Genomic DNA, 21,025 nt, shown 5'->3' on the forward strand with positions numbered 1-21,025 from the left:
GGTCTCCGTGAGACCGCCCCCGCACGACCGAAGTCCCGCTACACTCCCGCCACCCGGCGAAAGACCAGGTCAGACACCGAAATCCTGCTGGAGTACTAGTCCTCGCGTTGTCCCTCCCCGGAAGCTGCAAACAGCGACGGTGTTTCCTTCACGCAGACACCTGGCGGCGCGGTAAAGGCGCGCAGGGCGACGTATCCCTCGTCGACGACTGCGCAACTTGTCTCTGTGTAGCCATCCTGTCCGTAGCCGGTGGCCAGGCGACATCCTGTTACCGACCTGAGCAATCGGGCAGCTGTTGCCTGCGTGACCTGGCGCGGGCCAGGCAGCCGGCGACCTTCCCGGTCAGCTGCGTATTAGCCGCGCGCTGGTCAATGCTCTGTCGAGCGCTGCCAGGAGCTTATCGGCCGCGCGGGTCTGCCTTCGGATGTACATGGTGAGATCGCCAGTCGGAATGCTCGCATCGATGGGAGAGTCGATGTAGTCCTTCATGCTCTCTACGACGTCCCACACGAGCGCTTCGAGGACGTCCACGGTGTGTGCGCCGTGGCTTTCCAGGTGCGGGATCATGCGTTCAAGATCGCGGAAGTCGCCACGACAAGCGGCCTGGGGCATCGAGGCGACGCGGCGCGCCTCAATGTCGGCCTCGTGTAACAGGGAGATCAGCAGATTCAGGTCGGTGGTGTTGATGTTGGCCGAGCGGTCGTTATGGACAGTGATCCAGCCTGTGACGGCGATCGCAACGGTCACCAGCAGGCTGATCACGGTCAGTACCACGGTGGTGGCGGAGTCGGCGTCGGCCGCCAGGGTGGGGGTCACGCCCGCTGCGAGATCCGTCCAGACGGTGTTGTGAAGATTCATTGCCGTTCCCCTCAATCCGTGGATGGTGTGAGGAGAGCATCTCGTGGCGGGTATTGCCTCTGCGATCGCTGTAAAGCTCATTCACCAGCGGAGTTTAGTGAACGTGACTGCGGCCTACACGGCTATGTGTTGCGATGTTTACAGCATCCTTCTGCGCTCTATCGCATCAGGGCCGTTGAGCAGCCCGGACCATGTGCTCACGAACTGCTGGGTGCGCTCGCAACGTCCGCCAGTCGTAAGCGGGATGCCCGGTCTTGGGATGTCTGCGATCGTGGATGTTCGCTGCACACCACGCTCCTATACAGAAGATGGTCAGCATTTTCGCCAAGTCGCCGCCGAAGGTGGTCTCAGCGGCCAGGCCGGCTAGAACCGGAGCTGTGACCAGATAGCCGAGTACCGGATAAATGATCACCTGATGCCAGATCTTGGTGGGCGAGAGTGCCTGGCCGAGCGTGTACTTCCCCGCACGCACCTCGCGCCACCACTGCCAGAGACCAAAGGTGAGCCAACCTGCCAAGCATGCCCACGCCCACAAACCAGTCACCAGACCCCGGATGGGATCAGAGGCGCGGCCCCCGCACAGCGCGACACCAGTCGCCGCGGCCAGCGCGAGGAGCGGGTCGCCGTAGATGAACGCGACGAACTCCTGACGCGGTCGCAGCAGCCTCCGTTCCAGGACAAGCGCTATGAGGCCGGGTATGCCAGGACTGACTGCGAAGGCCGTGGCGAAAGCCACCCAAGGTCCGTGGACCAGGGCCTCACCGAGGACGGGGGCCCAGTCGTTCATAGTTACGCTCCACAGTGTCAGACCGTTGTCCGGTCAATTGCGCAGCGTCAGCCGCACCTGACCTCGGGGAAATTCTCCGCCCAGGCCTCACCAGCACTGCTCGGCCAGTCGCCTTACGTCGGGGTCGAAGAAGAACTGCGAGTGGAACCGAGCGAATCCGCATACTTCGAGCAGCGGCTTGTTGCGCTCGCTGCCACTTGGCTCGGGAGGCATAGGTCGCTCCATGAACTCGTACTGAAACCTCGCGATGACGGGCTGCCGCTTGGCGAGAAAGTCGGACACCGAGCGTTGCGAACGATTGACGGCCTTCGCCACCAGCGACAACTTGGTGTGCCGGGCGAGCGCCTGCCACACCGGTAGATCTTCGGGACGGCCGACCAACTCGCTCAGCAGTGATGACCTTCCGCGCGCCGGCCGGTAGCGCTGGGACAATGCACGGCTCGGGGAATAGCCGCGCTTAAGCGCGTCAACGATTTGATGTAGAGGTTCGTCACCTGAATGCTTGGACAGGACGGCAACGGTCTGAGGAAAGAACTCGAACGCAGCCAATAGAAAGAGCGTGCGATTATCCTCGCCGTCAACGGTGTGTATGACGCTTGGGATGTTCTGGGAGCTCAGGACCTCTAACGCAGCAAGTCCCGACTCCTGGACTGCCCGGCCGTAGTCCAGGTCAACCAGAGCGAGTTGGAAGTCCTTGTCCCAAGCGAGCCGTCGTCGCAACTCTTCAGGGTTTCTGACCCCCACGACGACGTGCTTGTCGCCCTCCACGGCACGGGCCACGCCCAGTTCGATGACGTAGACGTCATCAATCACGAGGATGCGCATCTATATCTCCTAGTTCCGTTTCCTTGTTGATGTGCGGGCAGACGCGTCGCTGTGCCGGTCTCTTATTCAGGGCGCCCCCAAAGGTCTAGCGTGACTCCCAATCGGCCACCACGCTCGTCCCGATCACGAGATGACGGAAGGTCAAGGTGCCGCCAAAGCGACGAAGTTCCCGTTCCAGAACAGCCAGACTGGTCATCGGGCGGTGGAGCACGTCCGGGGGCATGCCTGGTCCGTCATCTGTGACCGTTACCTGAATCCGTGGTGGCTGCCCCTTGTTCAGCGTTCCCACCTCGATGTGGACCTGTTCGGCGTCTGCCTTCAGGGCGTTGGTGACCAGATCGGACAACAGGCGCCTTACCAGCTGATAGTCGGTCGGACGAAGCTCGATTCCTCGGGCTGCCTCCTCCAGATGACACTTCTCGCGCCAATCGCGAGTCAGAACCGACACAGTCGCCTCCCAGAGATCCTCCAAGCGCCCGCCGGTTGGCGACTGGTCTGGACTCAGCCAGCTCAGCCGCATTTCCTCCAACTGCACGAGTGCGTTCCGAGTAAGACCACGGACCTCGCTGCGCTGAAAGTGCGGACTCTCGACCGCTTTGAGGACGGACACTATGGAGTTTTTCGCTAGACTATGCAAATCCTGGGCCGCGCCCGTTCGAACGAGTTCCTCGCAGTCCTCGACCGTTGACGTTGTTGCCTCCAAGACTTGATCAAAGCAGATCCAAACGAGCCATATCAGCAGAAAACTCGTGCTCAGCAGCGCCCGCAGGCTTACGGACACGGCCGCGAGTTCCGGATTCCAGGCGGGTACCGTGAGTGTCGCGGCGAGGATCGCGAGACCAGGAGGAATGGCGTGGCGCACCCAACGGAGCGCTACCCGTGGCGGGTCGGCACTGCGGTCCGGTCCCAGTTTTACAGGTTTTACAGGCGCGTAGAAGCCCGGGTCGAGCACCACGTTGAGGAAAACAGAATGGGTGTGGGCCACGGTGGCAACCAGTGCGATGAGGGTGGCCTCCGGAGGCATGCCCTCCACACCCCACGGACCCACATAGGCCAGCCCCACGATCAGGATACCGACGCCCTCCAACAGACCAGGAAGGTCGGCTATGGCCCGTCCTCGGGTACTGGTCAGGTGCGAAACGAGAGCGCCCATCCCCGGCAGCCGGTCCAAGAAGTCAATCAGCGTGGGCCGGGCGTGCACATGCGCCATCAGCACTCCCACCGTCACCACCGCCAGCGCGCACACTCCGTGTACAAGGTCGTCCGAGGCGGACCACGGCAGGACAGACCAGAGCATCACCACCAAGCCGAGGCGGAGCCAGGTCGTCGTCCGGTGCTGGGCATCCATGGCGCGGACCGCGGTCGCCCAGGTCACCTCCTGCCGCGCTGCCTGCTGCATGGGAGACCCTTCCTGGTCGACGGAACCCTGTGACACATCCTGCGGACCGCTACGCTCCTTGCACCAGCGATACATCGCAGGATTCCGCGGAACCATGCCGGCGACACCCCAGTGATGACCGCTCATGCGCGCCGCTGCGCCCCTCATGTGGACCGCGGCCTCGGCCAGGAGCGTGGCGCAGTCACGCGGTTCAACAGTCGGGCGGGTCCCGCATCCCGGGGCCGGTTCGCCCTCCAGGTATTGAACGGATCAGGCTACTGCGGCTGGGCGGCGGACGGCCTCGCACCAAGCCGGACCACGTGAGCGCGCGCCAGGTCCGGCGCGGAGTGCCGTCCACGTTGTTGTCGGTCGCCGTCCGACCGTAACCGGATAGGCCGGGCCGCGTTGTCAGATTATGCGAAAGATCATCACGTGCAGCCTGCTGACCGCCGCGTGCCTCTCAGCCACCGCGCCCGCGTTCGCCGACAACGACAGCAACTTCGGCAGCGGCGTCAACGCCGCGAACAACTGGAACTTCACCGCCGCCGACGTGTGCATCCAGGAGCTGGCGGTCGTACCCGCCCTGAGCGACTGGACAGGCAACCACACCAACAACTGCTCCAACGGCAACGTCATCGACCACTCCGCCCAAGGCATCCGCTCCCTGACCAGTCCCTGACCGCACCCACTGGCTGTCCCGGCGCCGAGGCACCCCGCCCGAGCCGGGCAGCCTGCCCGCGGCGGTCCACGCCAAGAACACACTGGCGGCCTCGTCCGGCAACCTACGTGCGGCCCGGTGGCGGCCGCGGAGGGCGCGGAGTTCTGGCGGGGCCGGGTGGTCGACCCGCACGCTCCAGCGGTGACGGTCGCCGTGGCCGGCGACCCGAAGATGACCGTCCAACCGGAGTCCGCGGCCACCTCGGACATCCCTCAGACCCCGCGAAGGGCTCGTCACCGTCTGGACGGCCGAGCTGAAGAAGGCGGGCAGGACCAAGGCGGACGGCTGGGAGATGCTGACGACGGAGGAGATCCGTGGCCGGTACATCTCCCAGGTGTACGCCAACGCGCCGGACGCGAAGGACATCGATCCGGGCATGGTCAAGAGGGACGGACCGGCCGGAAGCCGAAGGGGCCCACAGCCTCCTCCTCGTTGGCGAAGGCCTTCGTGACGCGGGCCGGGGTCCAGACGTCCCGAGCGGACGGCGCGTCGTCGACCTGCACGGCGATCGTCACCAATGGCGTGGCCGGAGAGAGGGATTCGGCCGCCGTGGCGGTCGTCAGATTCGCCGCTCCGGTATGTGGGCTTCACACCCGCTTCACCCGTGGGCTCGTGGTGAAGTCGTGGGGCTGACCGGCTCGCCGAGGACCGCCAACTCCTCCTCGGTCAGGCGCAGGCTCCCGGCGGCGACATTCTCCGCGAGGTGCGCCGGGTTCGTAGTGCCCGGAATGGCCAGCACATGCGGACCGCGGTGGAGGGTCCAGGCGAGCCGTACCTGGGCCGGCGTCGCATTGTGGGCACGGGCGACGGAGTGGACGCGCGCGTCGTGCTCCTGGACCGCGGCCGCCTCGCGCCGCAGGCCGGAGACGGCGAAGTACGGGACGAACGCGATGCCGCGCTCCCGGCACAGGTCCACCAACCCGAGCTCGTCGGCGCGGCGCCACTCCAGGCTGTAGTGGTTCTGCACGCAGACCACGGGCGCGATCGTCAGGGCTTCGGCCACGTGCTTCGGCCCGACGTTCGAGAGTCCGAGGTGCCGGATCAGGCCCGCCTGGCGCAGCTCGGCGAGAGCGCCGAAGTGCTCGGCGATCGTGGCCGTGTTGGGATCGTTGCAGCGCAGGTTCACCACATCCAGGTGGTCTCGGCCGAGCTGGCGCAGGTTCTCCTCGACCTGGCCGCGCAGTTGGTCGGGGCGGGCCGCGGTGGCCCATTCGCCGGAGGGATCGCGCGCCGGGCCGACTTTGGTCACCACGACCACGTCGCGGTGCCAGGTTGAGAGGGCGCGGTTGATGAGCTCGTTCGCGGACCGCAGTGGCGAGAAGTAGAAGGAGGCCGTGTCGATGTGGTTGACACCCTGCTCGAACGCGCTGTGCAGCAGGCCGACGGCGGTATCACGGTCGATCGGTGTGCCGTCGGAGTTCCCCATCATGCCGTTGCCCGTCAGTCGCATCGCGCCGTATCCGATGCGATTCACCTCCAGGTCCCCGAGTTTCCAGGTCCCCGCTGCCGCCGCTGTGCTCACCGTGCTCCTTTGCCCGTCGGTCGGTTCGTCAGGTCCTGGAGTATGGGGGCGTCACGGTGTGCTGCGACAGGTCAACGGGCTGGGCGGAATGTCACATCCCGAGCGGGAACCAACCATCGCCGCAGAGCCGTTGAACCTGTCGAGAGCACGCCGGTCAGGGCCGGGTGGGTGGGCGCGGATGACGGTCAGGCCCGCGTCGGGCCGCAGCCGTCAAGATCGACAATTTCTGTCGACGCGGCGCCGTGATGGCTGGCACGATGTCCCGATGTCCTCGGCCGTTCTCCCGGAACTGTGGTTGCGCGGGGTCGCGGCCAACCCAGCCGCGCCGTCCGATGTTCTGCTGCGTCTCCTGACCCCGCAGGCACGCCCCGCCTGGACGATCCTCTGCGAGGAGCGCGACCTCCCCGCAGACGTTGTCGAGGCGGTGGTCGCGCACCCGGAGCAAGCGGTCCGCCGCGGCTTCGCCCGTAACCGACACGCGGCTCCCGAGCAGCGCGGCCGACTGGTCAACGACTCCGATGCTCGCGTCCGTGCGGCCCTTGCCTCGGGCCCTCGCCCACGGCTGGGCAGGGCCGTCGCGCTGCCGGACGACGTCCTGGAAACCCTTCTGGCCGCGCAGGACGACAACGGCCAGGGCCACATGCTCACCGCGGACGAGATCAGGCAGGAGCTGATGCTCTCCGGGCAGATCTCACAGTCCTTCCGCCGTGGGATGCCCGATCATCCGAATCCCGAACTACGAGCCCAGGCTGTCGGCTTGTGGCTGTGGCTCACCCCCGGGCGACGAGATGCCCTCCTGGCCGATTCGAATCCTGCGGTACGCGAGACCGCGCGCGGTCACCGTCGGATTCTGGATCCGGCAGAGATGGAAGCAGATCTGCCGGAGCAGGGCTGCCACTACCGCGATCTCCTCCTCGTCAACTACGCGGTCTCCCACGTCGTGGCCGAGCGGTGTCTCGCGGAGCGGCGCGACCTGTGGGCGCTGGCCCACAACCCCCACACACCCGGCGATATCATCACCCGCCTTGCGCGCGACCCCGATCCGCACGTGCGTGAACGAGTCGCCGCCAGGGCTGATCTGGATCCGGTTCTGCTGGCAGAACTGGCCCAGGACCCGGACGACACCGTCCGGAACCGGGCCCTGCTGCAACCGCTCCCCCGTGCCTGGTCGGAGCGTGATGCCATCGATCGGATCATCGGCAAAGCAGCCCAGAGCATCGGCCCTGTCGACGAGATGCTCGTCGAGCCGGAGGGAAGCTGGTACGAATCGTGCGCCGCATCCGCGCATCCCCTGCTGCGCCGAATTGCCGCGACCTGCCCCGAGCTGCCCGAAGAGCTGGTACGGCGCCTGGCCGGCGACGCCGATGACGACGTACGCCACCTGCTGGCCTACAACCACCCGCTCGCGCCGCCCCCGATCGTCCTCGACGCCTTCATCGCCACGCCGCGCCAACGCCCCTACCTGCGCACGCTTTCCCGCCTCCCCCGCACCGGGCTGCACCAACTCCTCGGCCACGACGACCCCGACGTCCGTGCCCTGGCCGCCGCCGACACCAGCCTGACCCAGCCGCCGGTCCACCTGCTCGCCGACCCCGAGCCACGCGTTCGTCGGGCCGCGGCTGCCAACCCACTCCTTCCCCTCGCCCTGATCTCCTCGCTCCTGAACGCCCCACGACATGCCGAGGGGGCCGCGGCCAACCCGAATCTGCCCGCCGAACGTCTTCACGAGTTGCTCGATCTCAGCGGGCTGCACCCCGTGGCAATACGGTGAGCTCGCCGCTCACTTCAGCCGGAGCCAGGATCCGCCCGAGGCGGCGGAGACTTCGGCGGCACGCCTTCGCCCTGGGGCCGCACACACGGGTGGCTCGTCCCACCAGCGGCGAAGTACCGTGTGCGTATGGCTTCAACAGGCCGAAGACGGGGGGCGCAGCGATGACGATCGGGGTTCGCGCACAGCAGCGGGAGCAGACGCGGCACGCGTTGTTGCGGGAGAGCCGGCGGCTCTTCTCGAAAGTCGGCTACGCGTCCGTGGGTCTGTCGGAGATCGTCGGGGCCGCCGGGGTGACCAAGGGCGCGCTGTACCACCACTTCGACAGCAAGGCCGAACTGTTCCGAGTCGTCCTGGAGCAGGTGCAGCAGGAGGTCGCCGCGCACATCGCGGCGAAGGCGGATGCCCAGGAGGACGCCTGGGACCAGTTCACCTACGGCTGCCAGGCGTTCCTCAGCGCCTCAACCGACCCCGCGATCCAGCGCATCATGCTCGTCGACGGGCCGGCGGTGCTCGGCTGGCGGGACTGGCGGGCGATGAACGAGGCCACTTCCGGCCGCCATCTGGCCCAGGCGCTCACCGTCCTGATCCATGAGGGCACCATCCCCGCGCAGCCGGTCGCGCCGCTGGCGCATCTGCTGTCGGGGGCGATGAACGAGGCGGCGTTGTGGCTGGCGACATCGGAGAACTCCGCCGATCTCGATGACACCCGACAAGCACTGGCGCGGATGCTGGAGGCGCTGCGAGCCGAGTGAACTCGTGGGTCGGGCAACCGCCGTGCGTGCCCATGTTGTTGCCACGTCGGAGTCAACCCCGGCGCCCGGTACGGTCCGAGGCTTACGACGGTCAGGTCGGTGCGACGACATCGATGCGGACCCCGTTGGGGTCGGTGATGACGAGGTGTCTCCGATCCAGGCGCTCCGCCGCCCCGACGGTGGCGATCCGGTCCCACTCCTCTGCCGTCTCGTCCACCTCCAGAGTGAGCCGCACCGTGCGCACCGGCCGGAGCAGCGCCTCCGGCAGTGCCGGGTGAGCGTGGTCGAGCAGGGCGAGCTCGTGCTCTCGCCCCCCGGGCCGGCCGAGAGCGGCGTACCACTGGGTCGTGTACGTGGCGGTGAAGCCGAACAGTCCCTGGTAGAAGCTGCGTGACTCCCCCAGCCGCGAGGTGCAGATCACCGGACAGAAGCTGGTCAGCATGGGGTGCCACCTTACTCACGTACCAACGGTATGCGAATCGAACCTAATGGCATACCGATGGCATGTCAACATGATCCCCCCTCGCCCAACGGGCCGACACCGCACAGGACATGACGGTACGCCGATCAGTGTCGGGCCCGGTGCTCCATGCCCTCGGAGCAGGTCGTCTTCGATCCCGTGGACGTGACGCGGGGGCGGATTCGTCGTTGAGACAAGACGACCATATTTCCGCCCCAGAACGGTGCCGTGATGACGTCCTCTGCCGTGACCAGCTTCTATCCCGTGCTCTGTACCGAGCGGCTCAGTGAGTCCGTGGCGTTCTACACCACGCTGTTCGGATTCGAGACGACCTACACGAGCGACTGGTACGTCAGCCTGCGGCGGCCCGAGCCGCCGCACTACGAGCTCGCCCTCGTCGCCGCCGGGCACGAGACCGTGCCGGAGGCCTACCGTCGGCCGGCTCAGGGACTGCTCCTCAACTTCGAGGTGGCCGATGTCGACGCCGAGTACGCGCGGCTCGTGAAGGGCGGCGGCCTGCGGGCCGAACTCCCCCTGCGCAGCGAGGCGTTCGGCCAGCGCCACTTCATCGTGGCCGCCCCCGACGGCGTACTGATCGATGTCATCACACCTATCGCCCCCACGGAGGCGTACGCGGACGCCTACCAGGACGGGTCCGGCACCTAGTGCCCCTCCCAGCAATGTTTGCCCCGTCGCGGCACTAGAAGGTGTGCGGCCCGCGTCGTATGACGCGGGCCGCACACGGCGGCCGGACCGGCCGAGCGGGGATGGCGCGGAGGGCTAACCCTCCACCTTGACGGCGGGAACGGCACCGTCGGCCGAACCATCGGTACCGTCGGGGACCTCGCCCGCTCCAGTGGCCGGCATCTTGATGACCACCGCCACCAGCACGGCGGAGGCGAGCGCGACGAACGCCCCGATGCCGCCGACGACGTTCATACCGTTGGTGAACGCCTCCCGAGCGGAGTCGAGCAGGGCGGTCGCCACGTTCGAGGACAGTCCCTGCGCCGCCTCGACCGCTCCGGCGAGCGTGTCATCTGCGCCCGCCACCCCCGACGGGACATCCACCCCGGCACGGTACACGGCGGCGCCGAGGCTGCCGAGCAGGGCGACTCCGAGCGCCATGCCGAGTTCGGTGCTGGTCTCCGAAAGAGCCGCGGCGGATCCCGCCTGCTCGGGCTGGGCCGTTCCGACGACGATGTCCGTGCCCAGGGCGATGAGCGGGCCACCACCGGCGTAGACGAAGGCGAAGCCCGTCACCACCTGAGCGATGCCCGACGAGCTGTCGGCCAGGCTCAGCATCACATGGCCGACGCCCGACACGGCGAGCCCCGCGGCGACGACATACGCGGGACGGAACCTGCTCGCCGCCATCGGGGACACCACGGCCGTCACGATCAGCGCGAAGGCCGCAGGCAGCAGATACAGACCGGCCTTCATCGGGGACAGTCCGCCGACGAGCTGGAGGAACTGCGTCACCATCAGATACGTGCCGCCGGCCACCAGCATGCTGAGCAGCAGCGTCACCAGGGCCGTACGGAAGGTGGAGCTGCCGAAGAGGCCGAGGTCGAGCAGCGGGCTCTCCAGCGTGCGCTGCCGACGGACGAACAGCACGCCGACGACCAGGCCGACGACGATCGCCGCGAGCGGGACCGGGCCGACCCCGTCGTTGGCGATCTCCTTCAGTCCGTAGATCACCGGGAGGATCGTGGCGAGCGACAGCGCCACGCTGGTCAGGTCGAGCCGGCCGGCCTCCTCGTCGCGGTACTCCGGCAGCAGGATCGGGCCCGCCACCAGCAGCAGGCCCATGATGGGCACGCCGAGCAGGAACACCGAACCCCACCAGAAGTACTCCAGCATGGCGCCGCCGACCACCGGGCCGAGCGCGATGCCCACGGAGAACATGGTGACCCAGACCGCGATCGCCACGCCGCGCTGCCGCGCGTCACGGAACATGTTGATGATCAGGGCGAGGGTCGAGGGCATCAGCGTGGCTCCGGCGATGCCCATCGCGGCCCGCGCCGCTATCAGCGTGGCCGAGTCGTCCGCGAAGACGGCGAGCAGCGACGCGACGCCGAACGCGGCGGCGCCGATCAGCAGCAGCTTCCGGCGGCCGATCCGGTCGCCCAGGGTGCCCATGGTCACCAGGAAGCCGGCGATCAGGAAGCCGTAGATGTCGATGATCCACAGCATCTGGGCGGCGGAGGGGTTCAGTCCCTCGCTGATGTGCGGTACGGCCAGGTGCAGCACGCTCACATCGATGGACAGCAGCAAGGTGGGCAGCGCCAGCACGGCCAGGCCCAACCACTCACGGGGTCCGGCCGGCGAAGTGGTTTCGGCGGTGGTACTCACATGTTTCCTTTCGAGGATGGTGCACTTCGGTGCCCGATCACGGTCATCGGGCGAGGGGGTGTGGGAGGGGCGGCTCCGACCGGGGGTGGTCGAGGCCGGGGACCAGACGGGCCGCGACGGCCGCCGCGTTGGCGGGTGTGTAGAGGTAGAAGTGACCGCCCGTGAACGTCTGCCGGCTGAAGCCGCCGGACGTCTCCAGCGACCACAGGTGCATCCGCTCGTCGATGACGACCGGGTCGTCCACCGCGCCGAGCGCCAGAATGGGGACGCGGGTACCGGACAGCGGCCGCCGGTAGGTCTCCATCGCCTCCAGGTCGGCACGGACCGCTCGGAGCGACGACTGGACCAGGTCGGCACGGTCCACCAGCCCGGGAGACATCCCTCCTATGTCCATCAGATGCTCCAGCAGCTCCGCATCGCTCCTGAGATGCGCGAACGGTGGCTCGCTGGGGAAGCACGGCGGCTGACGCGCGGACACCGCCAGCAGGGTGGGAGGCAGACCGTCCCGTTCCATCGCCCTGGTGAGCTCGTATCCGAGCACGCTGCCGAAGCTGTGCCCGATGACCGCGTACGGCAGGGGCGCCAGCTCCGCCAGACCTCGAACGAGGGCGTCGACCAGCGGCTCGACACGGGACACCAGGGGCTCGTTGATGCGTGTGCCCCGGCCGGGCAGCTGGGCGACGACACACTCCACGTCCTCGGGCAGCACCTGCCACCAGGAGCGGAACGCGGACGGCCAGCCACCGGCGTGCGGGAGTGCCACGACCCGGAACCGGGCGCGAGGCCGCGGCCCCGCGCCGGTGCCGGCCGTCCGACGCGCGCCGCTCCCCACCGTCATCCACCACCCGCTCATCGCGGCACCCCGGTCCCGGGCACGAGCCGCCCGGCCACCCCGGACCGACCGGCCGCCGCGGATGCCGCGGATGCCGCGGATGCCGCGGATGCCGCGGATGCCGAACGTACCGAGCCCGCGAGCAGCGGGTGATGCTCCTCCAGGTGTGCGATCACCCGCTCCTGGTGGCGTTGGAGGCGCTGGCCCGGAAGGTGTTCGAGCGAGTGCAGGAACGGGTCCTGAGGGGCCGGCAGACCGGCGATCGCACTGGCCGTGCCCAGCACCAGCATCGGCTGGTACCACGCCGAGTAGCCGCCCTCGTGGGCGAAGACGATCCGGCCCCCCGTCAGTTCGTCCGCGAGCCGGCACATCGTCGACGTCATCGTGTGGAAGGTACGGCTGGTGCAGAGCATCCGGCCCATCGGATCGTGGCCGCTCGCGTCGACGCCCGCCGCCACCAGGATCAGCTCGGGGGCGAAGGCACGGGCCGCCGGCTCCACGATCCGGTCCATCACCGCGAGATAGGCGCCGTGTCCCGAGCCGGCGGGCAGCGGCACATTGACGGTGCTGCCCGCCCCCGCGCCCGCGCCGGTCTCCAGAACGAGACCGGACGCCGCCGGAAACAGCCCTTCCTGATGCACCGAGATGTACAGCACGTCGGGATCCTCGTAGAAGGTCCGCTGGATGCCGTTGCCGTGGTGCACGTCCCAGTCGAGGATCAACACGCGGCGCGCTCCCCGGCGCTGCGCCACGCGGGCGGCCACCGCCAGGTTGTTGTAGAGGCACAGCGCCATCGCCCGGTCCGGCTCCGCGTGGTGGCCGGGCGGCCTCACCAGGCAATAGGCCCGGTCGAAGCGGCCGTCCAGGACGGCCGTGGCCGCCTGTGCGCAGGCCCCGACGGCGAGCCTCGCGGCCTGCGCGCTGTGGTAGTTGACGTACGCGTACACACCGGCATCGCCCGCCCCGGCCGCCGAGGCCGCCTCGACCCGCTCGATGTGATCGGGGACATGCACGAGGAGCAGGTCCTCGTCGGAGGCGGGCGTCGGGGTGAGGCCGGTGAACCGGTCCATCACACCCAACGCCTTGACCAGCCCCTCGGCCCGCCGGAGGTCCGGGTCGACCGCGAACTGTCGTAACGGCTCGACGCCCGGCCCGACCGGCACGTACCCCGATCCGGGACCGGGGTCGTGCCAGAAACAGATCTCGTGGCTGAACCACGCGAGACGGGAGGTGTTCACCAGCCGGACAGACTCAGCGAGGCCCGGCTGATCCCGGCGACCTTCTCGATGTACTGGAGGTAGTACTCACGCTCCTCGTCCGGGGTGCGCTTGGTACGCAGCGTCGTCCCCAGGAGAGCGAGCACCTCCTCCGCCTCGGTGGGTGTCAGGCGCCGGTCACCGACCTCCTTCTCGAACTCGCGGATCCGCGCGGCCGGCGCCAGCACGCCGGACGCGTACTCGTCCTGGTCGGTGCCGTGGTTACGGGTCGAGGCGATGGTCTTCAGAACCGCTCCGAAGAACGCCGTGGTGTCGATGTCGGTCATGGTCGATTCCCCCCTGGTTGCGATGCGGTGGTGGGCGTACGGCGGTGTCCGTTCCGCGGACCGCTCCGTTCCTGTGGACCGCCGCGTTCCCGTGTGGACCGCCGCGTTCCTGTCGATCGCTCCGTCGGATCGGTGTTCATCGGTTCGGTGTTCAGCGGATCAGGCCGCAGGCGCGGCCGGCTTTCTCCAACGTCACGACGGCCGCGTCCAGATCGGCTTCTGAGTGGCTGAGGTTGACGATGGTCCGCAGCCGGGGCAGCGTCCGTGGCACGGCCGGGTAGACGATCGGCTGCACGAAGAGTCCGTCCTGCTGGCACTGCCGGGCCATCGCCCCCGCCTGCTCGGCACTGGTGCAGATGATGGGCACCACCGGTGTCTCACTGGCCAGCGTGTCGAAGCCAAGGGCGCGCAGCCGCTCGCGGTACCGGGTCGTCCTCGTCCGCAGGTCCCGGGTGAGGGACGGGACGGCCGCCATCACCTCGATCGCCGCCTTGGCCGCCGCCACCTGGGCGGGTGTCGCGGCCGCGGAGAACATCCAGCCCCGCGCGTTGTTCTTCAGCGCGAAGATCAGATCGCTGGACCCTGCGACATAACCACCCGCGCTCGGCACCGTCTTGGAGAGCGTGCCCATCTTGACGTCGACCCGTGCCGGATCGATGCCGAAGTGCTCGGTGATGCCGCGGCCCGTGGCACCGAGTACGCCCAGGCTGTGTGCCTCGTCGACCATCAGCGGAGCGTCGTACCGTTCGCACAGCTCCACGATGCCGGGCAGCTCGGCCACGTCACCGTCCATGCTGAAGACGGCGTCGGTGACCACCAGGCGGCCCGCGTCACCCGCCTTGCGCAGGGCGCGTTCCAGGTCGGCGAGGTCGTTGTGGGCGTAGGTGATGACCGACGCGCCGGACAGCCGGTACCCGTCCAGGATGCTGGCGTGGTTGTAGACATCGCCGATGACGACGTCGCCGGGGCCGACGAGAGCGCCGACCGTCGCCACGTTCGCCATGTAGCCGCTGGAGAAGACGATGGCGTCCTCGGTGCCCAGGAAGCGGGCGAGCGCCAGCTCCAGCTCCCGGTGCAGATGCAGAGTGCCCGCCAGCAGCCGTACCCCGTGCGCGCCGGTCCCGTGCCGCTCCACAGCGCGCAGGACCTGGTCGTCGATGTAGTCGTGCCCGATGAGTCCGAGGTAGCTGTAGGAGGCGAAGTTGAGGAACCAGCGGCCGTCGAACTTGATCCGGGGCCCCGTGGCCTCCTCGATGACGGGCTCGTAGAAGTACTCGTCCTTGGCGACGATCAGGCGGTCCTCCGTCGACAGGGCGTCGATGCGCCGGTCGAGGAACCTGCCGTGAGGGGCGTCCGCCAGCCGGCCCGGCAGGGTTCGCCGTGGTACGCGGTCGGCCGCCGGGGCGGCGGGCGCGGGGGCCGGGGACGGCAACAGGGTCGGGGGCGGGAATGGGCTCGGAGTCGGAGTCGGAGTCGGAGTCGGCAATGGGGTACGGGTCGCGGTGGGGTCGTAGGCCCGGGTCGCGACCCCGGCCGGGGCACGGGGCGGTGACACCGGCGGAGCCGCCGCGGCGGGCGCCGCGTCCCTGAAGCGGTCCCAGTCGGGGACGAAGGAGTCGGCGGTGCCCGGGGCCACCGGGGAGATGTGCGACGCTCGCGCCGGGGGTGCCGCGGGCGTCGGCGGAGCGGGGACGGGTGCCGGCGCGGAGACGGACGCCGGGGCAGGTGCGGGCGACAGGGCAGGTGCGGGCGGCGGGGCAGGTGCGGCAGCGGGGGTAGTGGCCGGTGCGGTGCGCGGCAGTGATTCGAGATGGGCCAGCAGCGCGCCGACATCGGTGCGCTCGAAGAACACCATGGGGTCGATGTCGAGCCCGTCGCCGCTCAGCGCAGCCGCCAGCTCGACCGCCATCATCGAGTCGAGGCCCAGCTCCAGCAGATCGTCCTCGGCGGACACGCCGTCGAGATGCAGGACCTTCGTGAGCGCGTGGGTGAGCGACGGCCACAGTCCGGATTCCGGTGCGACAGCAGTCATGGGTGCATCCTTCGCTTCAGCGGCGGCGGACAGGACGTAATGCGCGGGTGGTCGGCCCAGGGCCGTGCGGAGCAGGTCGATGCCGTCGTCCTGGGTGAGGGCCGGGATGCCGTGCGCGGCGGCCTTCGGGGCGATGGACTCGCCCATCCCGACGGTCCACAGGCCCCAGCCGAGGCTGTACCAGGCGCGGCCTTCGGCGCGTTGGCGTGCGGCGTAGCCCTCCAGGTAGGCGTTGGCCGCGGCATAGGCGCTCTGGCCGAGGTTCGCCCGTACGGCCGCGACCGAGGAGAACAGGGCGACGAAACCGGGCTGTTCGTGCCCGGCCAGCAGGTCGGTGAGCGCGTGTACGCCGCCGATCTTGGGCCCGAGGACGGTGTCCACCTGCTCCGGCGTCAGGCCCCGCGCCAGTCCGTCGCGCAGGACTCCGGCGGCGTGGAACACCCCGTCGTAGCGCCCGGCGCCGGCCAACTCCTCGCGAAGTGAGCGGACGTCCGCCGCCACCACGGTCAGGTCGCAGCGGGCCCCGAGCCGATCGAGGCGTTCCCGGGCCTCTCCCCGCTTCGGCACGGTTCGCCCAACCAGGGTCAGCCGGGCGCAGCCCGCGTCCGCGAGGAACTCCGCGACGCACAGGCCGATACCGCCCATGCCGCCGGTGATCAGGAAGCGGCCACCGTCGTAGCGCGCCGGGTCGGTGGTGCTCGTGTGCTGCGGGCGTACGGAGGGCTCGTACCAGGCGTCGTCGCGCCGGGCGAGTTCCGGCCGATCCTGGCCGAGCGCGTCCCAGAGGACAGCCGCGTCACCGTCCTCGGCCCCGGCAGCGCTGTCGGGGCCGAGATCGACCAGGCGGACCCTGGTGCGGGGATGCTCGACGCGCAGCGTGCGGCCGAGGCCCCACAGGGCGGTCATGAACGGGTCGACGACATCCTCCGCCGCCACCTGGTGCGCGGACGAGGTGACGATCATCAGGTCGGGCATCGGCGGGCGCGCCGCGAGCCGGCGCACCAGCGCGAAGACCTCCTGAAGGGCCTCCGTCACCCGCGCCTCACCGCTCGGCCCGCGCGGCGCCACGTACACGACGTCCCGGAAAGCGGCGTCGGCGGGCAGCGTGTCGAGGCCCCCGTCGGAGAGCTCCGACGGCGTCACATGTACGCCGTGCCGGCCCGCCGGTGGGCGGAGGTCGTGCGTGGACACGATCAGCACGGGCCCTTCGGGCGCCGCCGGGTGTACGGGAGCGATGTCGGCCTTCCGCCAGACGACGGTCTCGATCAACGGGACCGCAGGAGGCCGCTGTTCGGAGTCGGCGGGTGTACGCGTCGGAGCGACCATGGCGGTGGACGCGGCGGGTGCGGCGGACGCGGCGGGTGCCTCCGAAACCGCGGACACCGCGGGCACCGCAGGCGCCTCGGACACCGCCGACACCACGGGCTTGGCGGCCTTGAGGGTGACGCGGTCCAGTTCCAGCAGGACCTCCCCCTGCTGATTGCAGAGCGTGGCCCGTCCCCGTACGGCACCACCCCTGCCCCCTGCCCCGCCCGGCTCGTCCCGCTCGACCAGGGCGATCACCGTGCCGGAGATCCTGCGGCGTGCCACCACCCGGCCGACGTACCAGGGCAGACACGCCCCGGCAGCACCCCCGTCGAGCAACCCGAGCGCCTGGAAGACGCTGTCGAGCAGTGCCGGCGGTACGAAGGGAGGGGCCGACGTCGCGTTCGTGTCATCCCCGGCCCGGAGCATCAGCAGCATCCGCCCCGAGCCCCGGTGCGCCGACCGGATCACCTGGTACGCCGGCCCGTACGCGATCCCGCTCGCCTCGCGCCACGCGGCCACATCCGACAGCGGCACCTGCTCCGCGCAGCCGGCCCGCAGCGCGGCCACATCGACATAGCGGGGCGGCGGCAACGGGCTGCCGGAGACCCGGGCGGTGCTGTGCACGACCGGTACGCCATCTTCGGGCCGTACGGAGCGGACCGCGCAGCCGCCGTCCTCGGCCGTGTCGACCTCCAACTCCGCCTCGTCCCCCACCACCAGCAGCGGCACCCGGAAGGCGACCTGCTCCACGGTCCACCAGCAGTCGGGGCGGTGGGCGTCGCAGGCGGACAGCATGGCGTCGATCTGCGCGGCGGCGGGCAAGACCGGGATGCCGCCGATCCGGTGGTGGGAGACCAGCGGATCGGCAGCTCTGAGGACCGATCTGACGCCGCTCATGTGCGCAGGTCGAATCGCTCGGTGGCCCGGACGAGGCCGTTCACCTGAATGTCGACGGCGTGCTCACCCGCGTAGTACCGGCGGGTCTGCACCTCCTTGATCGCGTGGGACTTCTCCAGGGACCGCCGCTCTCCGGGGCCGAGTTCGAGGGTGGTGAGCTTGAAGACCTTCGGGATGCTGCGCCCGTTCTTGCGCACATGGTGCACCACGTAGTCGATCGCGATGTTGTGCGCCCGCTCGTCGGTGTTCTCGATGTCGAAGGTGATGACGAGGGTGTCCCCGATGGTCACCGACCGGGGGGTGATGCTCAGCCGGGGTACGCGGACATGCTCGCCGCCCGTGGCCCCGAGAAGAGCGAGGGCCTGCTGATCGCCCTTCTTCACCAAGGTGCGCAGTCCGTGCTTGACGATCCAGTTGGTCTCAGGCGTGGGGCTCTCCTCCAGCCACCGCAGCGCGGTCGCGAGCGCGATATCGGGGGCGTCCTTGGAAATGTCGTTGAGATTGTTGGCGACGGATTTGCGCACGTACTCCGAGGGGTCGCTGCGCAGTGGTTCGAGGATCTCCAGGACCGGCCGGGGGTCCTTGACGAACACGGTCAGGGTTCGGGCCCAGGGCAGCCGGGAGCGGACTCCCTCGCTCGCCAGGCGCCGCACATTGTGGCTCGGGCTCCCTGCCCACAGGGCGACGCGGTCCATCGTCGGCGCGTAGTGGTGTTCAAGGTAGGGCCGGATCGCGTACTCGCCCGTGTGCCGCTTGGTGATCTCCTCGATGGCGTCCAGCGACAGGTCGGGGTGGTCGAGACCGTACTCCTCGACGAATCGCGCGACCGGCATGAGGAACCAGCTGGAGTTGAACATGCCCTCGCCTTCGGCGAGTTCGTCGCCGAGGATGGTGAGGAGGATCGGTACGGCGTGGGTGTAGTCGGCGGGCAGGCGAGTGCGCAGGCCCTCGGTCAGGACGAGAACGCGATCCTTCAGTTCTTTGCCGGGAATGCGTGACTCGACCTCGGTCGCATAGCCCTCCACGTCGAACTCGGGGTGGACGGCTCGGATCCTGTCGCCGATCAGGCGTGCCGCGTCGCCGTTGAAGTGTCGCTTGAGCGCGTAGTCGCTAGCCATGGTTCTGGTGCCTCTTCATCTCGTTCATCTGGTTCATCTGGTTCATCTGGTTCATCTGGTTCGACGTGGTCTCGCGCGGGCTGGAGGAGATCCAGAACCGCTGCCGGTTGAAGGCGTAGGTGGGAATGGTCGTGATGCGCCGGCCCGTGCCCCGGTGCAGTTCGGTCCAGTCCAGATCGGCGGAGGTCCGGTTGACATACGCGGCGACCGCCGCGTGCAACTCGACCTGATCGACACGGTCCCGCCGCAATGTGCTGAGCCACACCGGCGGTGTCCGGCCCCACGACGCCCGGGCGAGCGGCGTCAGTTGGGGATGCGAACCGATCTCCCACACCGATCCCGCGCCGGTCTCGCTCAGGGCGGTGACGGCCTGGGTGAAGCGCACCGGCTCGCGAATGGCCCGGCCCCAGTAACCCGGGTCGGCGGCCGTTCCGGCGGTATGCCAGTCGCCGGTCACGGTCGACGCGAACGGAATCACCGGAGGCGAAAGTGTCGTGCCGGCCACCGCCTCGGCAAATGGCGCGACGGCACCTTCCATCGCGGCCGAATGGAACGCGTGGCTGACCACCAGAGTCCGCGTCCGGGCCCCCGCCCCCGACTCCCGGCAGAACCGCCCCACCGCCTCCGCCGGACCCGTGACCGTCACCGCGCGGGGCGCGTTGAACGCGGCTACCTCCACCCCGGGATGGGCGGCGATGGCCGCGAGAACAGTTTCGGCGTCCGCGTGAACCACCGCCATCGCACCCCCGCCAGGCCCCGACTCCATCAGCCGGCCACGGACCGCCGTCAGCTCCAGCAGATCCCCCAGTTCCAGCACACCGGCCGCCCAAGCGGCCGTCAGCTCACCCAGACTGTGACCCACCACCGCATCCGGACGCACCCCCACCGACGCCAGCCACCGCACCAGACCCACCTGGACACTCACAATGGCCGCCTGCGCATAGCACGTACGGTCCAGCCGCCCCTCCACCTCACCGGAACCGAACAGCAGATCCCGCAACGGCACATCCACATGCCCCGCCAACAACTCCGCACACTCGTCCAACGCCGCCCGGAACACCGGCTCCACCCCATACAACCCACGCCCCATACCCACGTACTGCGAACCCTGACCCGTGAACATGAACGCGGTCGGCGCGGGAGCGGCGCCTCGTCGGGACCCGGAGACCTGGCCTGTGGCGATGTCCCTCAGCCCGGCCGCCAGTTCACGAGCGTCACCACCGTGCACGACGGCGCGCGAACGGTGGGCGGCGCGGCCGACGTTCGCTGTGAAGGCGAAATCCCCGAGCTCTTCCTCAGGCGTGTCGGTCAGAGCCTCGGCGTAAGCGTCGGCGAGGGTTCGCAGCGCGGTCTCATCAGCGGCACTTACCCGCATCACATACGAGTCCTGCGCCGGTGCCTCCCGCACCGGCACCACCGGCGGCTCCTCCACGATCACATGCGCGTTCACCCCACCCATACCGAACGCACTCACCGCAGCACGCCGAGGCACCCCACCCCGAGGCCACTCCACCACACGATCAGCCAGAAAAAACGGCGTCTCCTCAAACCGAATATGATCATTCGGCCGCACCACATGCAACGACGGCGGAACCAACCCATACTCCAACGCCAACAACACCTTCACCAACCCCGCCAACCCCGCCGCAGGCTCCAAATGACCCACATTCCCCTTCAACGAACCCAACGCACAAAACTGCGACCGATCCGTCACCCCACGCCACGCACGCGTCAAACCCTCCACCTCAATCGGATCACCCAGACCCGTCCCCGTCCCATGAGCCTCCACCAGACCAATCGACTCCACCGACACCCCCGCATCCCCCAACGCAGCACAAATCACCTCCCGCTGCGCCGCACTGCTCGGCACCG

General features: G+C 68.9%; 17 protein-coding genes. 4 read left to right on the forward strand and 13 right to left on the reverse strand.

Going from position 1 to position 21,025, the window contains the following annotated elements; all coding sequences use genetic code 11:
* Nucleotides 1–342: 342 nt before the first annotated feature.
* The 4 genes from M1203_RS37595 to M1203_RS37610 all read right to left on the reverse strand — a co-directional run bounded on the left by M1203_RS37595 (nt 343) and on the right by M1203_RS37610 (nt 3,869).
* Nucleotides 343–858: a hypothetical protein gene (locus tag M1203_RS37595; RefSeq protein ID WP_249954364.1), complete on the reverse strand. Its 516-nt coding sequence runs from the start codon at nt 856–858 to the stop codon at nt 343–345.
* A gap of 166 nt (nt 859–1,024) precedes the next feature.
* Nucleotides 1,025–1,645, reverse strand: coding sequence for a hypothetical protein (locus tag M1203_RS37600; protein WP_249954365.1), 621 nt, complete (start codon nt 1,643–1,645; stop codon nt 1,025–1,027).
* Nucleotides 1,646–1,732: 87 nt separating this feature from the next.
* Complete coding sequence (locus tag M1203_RS37605; protein ID WP_249954366.1) at nt 1,733–2,470, reverse strand: response regulator; 738 nt, start codon at nt 2,468–2,470, stop codon at nt 1,733–1,735.
* An 85-nt stretch (nt 2,471–2,555) separates the two neighbouring features.
* Complete coding sequence (locus M1203_RS37610; protein WP_249954367.1) at nt 2,556–3,869, reverse strand: ATP-binding protein; 1,314 nt, start codon at nt 3,867–3,869, stop codon at nt 2,556–2,558.
* Between the two features lie 394 nt (nt 3,870–4,263).
* Here M1203_RS37610 and M1203_RS37615 point away from each other — a divergent pair, with 394 nt between their 5' ends.
* Nucleotides 4,264–4,527, forward strand: coding sequence for a hypothetical protein (locus tag M1203_RS37615; RefSeq protein WP_249954368.1), 264 nt, complete (start codon nt 4,264–4,266; stop codon nt 4,525–4,527).
* A 637-nt stretch (nt 4,528–5,164) separates the two neighbouring features.
* On the opposite strand, the gene M1203_RS37620 is transcribed toward M1203_RS37615, so the two are convergent.
* Complete coding sequence (locus M1203_RS37620) at nt 5,165–6,088, reverse strand: oxidoreductase (RefSeq protein ID WP_249954369.1); 924 nt, start codon at nt 6,086–6,088, stop codon at nt 5,165–5,167.
* A 265-nt stretch (nt 6,089–6,353) separates the two neighbouring features.
* Between M1203_RS37620 and M1203_RS37625 the strand changes: the two genes are divergently transcribed.
* Both M1203_RS37625 and M1203_RS37630 read left to right on the forward strand, forming a co-directional pair.
* A complete protein-coding gene (locus M1203_RS37625) occupies nt 6,354–7,859 on the forward strand; it encodes a hypothetical protein (RefSeq protein ID WP_249954370.1) in 1,506 nt (501 codons plus the stop codon).
* A 161-nt stretch (nt 7,860–8,020) separates the two neighbouring features.
* Complete coding sequence (locus M1203_RS37630; RefSeq protein WP_249954371.1) at nt 8,021–8,611, forward strand: TetR/AcrR family transcriptional regulator; 591 nt, start codon at nt 8,021–8,023, stop codon at nt 8,609–8,611.
* 91 nt (nt 8,612–8,702) lie between these two features.
* Here the strand turns inward: M1203_RS37630 and M1203_RS37635 are convergent, their stop codons facing one another.
* Nucleotides 8,703–9,053 carry a VOC family protein gene (locus M1203_RS37635; RefSeq protein ID WP_249954372.1) on the reverse strand — a complete coding sequence of 117 codons (351 nt, stop codon included), beginning with the start codon at nt 9,051–9,053 and terminating at the stop codon, nt 8,703–8,705.
* 249 nt (nt 9,054–9,302) lie between these two features.
* Between M1203_RS37635 and M1203_RS37640 the strand changes: the two genes are divergently transcribed.
* Nucleotides 9,303–9,737 (forward strand): VOC family protein, encoded by a 435-nt coding sequence (locus M1203_RS37640; protein ID WP_249954373.1) that lies wholly within the window; start codon nt 9,303–9,305, stop codon nt 9,735–9,737.
* A gap of 114 nt (nt 9,738–9,851) precedes the next feature.
* On the opposite strand, the gene M1203_RS37645 is transcribed toward M1203_RS37640, so the two are convergent.
* From M1203_RS37645 to M1203_RS37675, 7 genes are all read right to left on the reverse strand, one after another.
* Nucleotides 9,852–11,423, reverse strand: coding sequence for an MFS transporter (locus tag M1203_RS37645; protein ID WP_249954374.1), 1,572 nt, complete (start codon nt 11,421–11,423; stop codon nt 9,852–9,854).
* Between the two features lie 43 nt (nt 11,424–11,466).
* Nucleotides 11,467–12,186 carry an alpha/beta fold hydrolase gene (locus M1203_RS37650; RefSeq protein WP_249954375.1) on the reverse strand — a complete coding sequence of 240 codons (720 nt, stop codon included), beginning with the start codon at nt 12,184–12,186 and terminating at the stop codon, nt 11,467–11,469.
* An 86-nt stretch (nt 12,187–12,272) separates the two neighbouring features.
* A complete protein-coding gene (locus M1203_RS37655) occupies nt 12,273–13,493 on the reverse strand; it encodes a class II histone deacetylase (protein ID WP_249954376.1) in 1,221 nt (406 codons plus the stop codon).
* A complete protein-coding gene (locus tag M1203_RS37660; protein WP_249954377.1) occupies nt 13,490–13,798 on the reverse strand; it encodes a hypothetical protein in 309 nt (102 codons plus the stop codon). The genes M1203_RS37655 and M1203_RS37660 overlap by 4 nt, the downstream gene beginning before the upstream one ends.
* A 151-nt stretch (nt 13,799–13,949) precedes the next feature.
* Nucleotides 13,950–18,035, reverse strand: a complete 4,086-nt coding sequence (locus M1203_RS37665; protein WP_249954378.1) for a bifunctional SDR family oxidoreductase/pyridoxal phosphate-dependent aminotransferase family protein — start codon at nt 18,033–18,035, stop codon at nt 13,950–13,952.
* Nucleotides 18,032–19,153 carry a DNA alkylation repair protein gene (locus M1203_RS37670; protein ID WP_249954379.1) on the reverse strand — a complete coding sequence of 374 codons (1,122 nt, stop codon included), beginning with the start codon at nt 19,151–19,153 and terminating at the stop codon, nt 18,032–18,034. The genes M1203_RS37665 and M1203_RS37670 overlap by 4 nt, the downstream gene beginning before the upstream one ends.
* Nucleotides 19,146–21,023 carry a type I polyketide synthase gene (locus tag M1203_RS37675; RefSeq protein WP_249954382.1) on the reverse strand — a complete coding sequence of 626 codons (1,878 nt, stop codon included), beginning with the start codon at nt 21,021–21,023 and terminating at the stop codon, nt 19,146–19,148. The genes M1203_RS37670 and M1203_RS37675 overlap by 8 nt, the downstream gene beginning before the upstream one ends.
* Between the last annotated feature and the right edge of the window lie 2 nt (nt 21,024–21,025).

Source organism: Streptomyces sp. 35G-GA-8, from assembly GCF_023534745.1.
Taxonomy (GTDB): Bacteria; Actinomycetota; Actinomycetes; order Streptomycetales; family Streptomycetaceae; genus Streptomyces.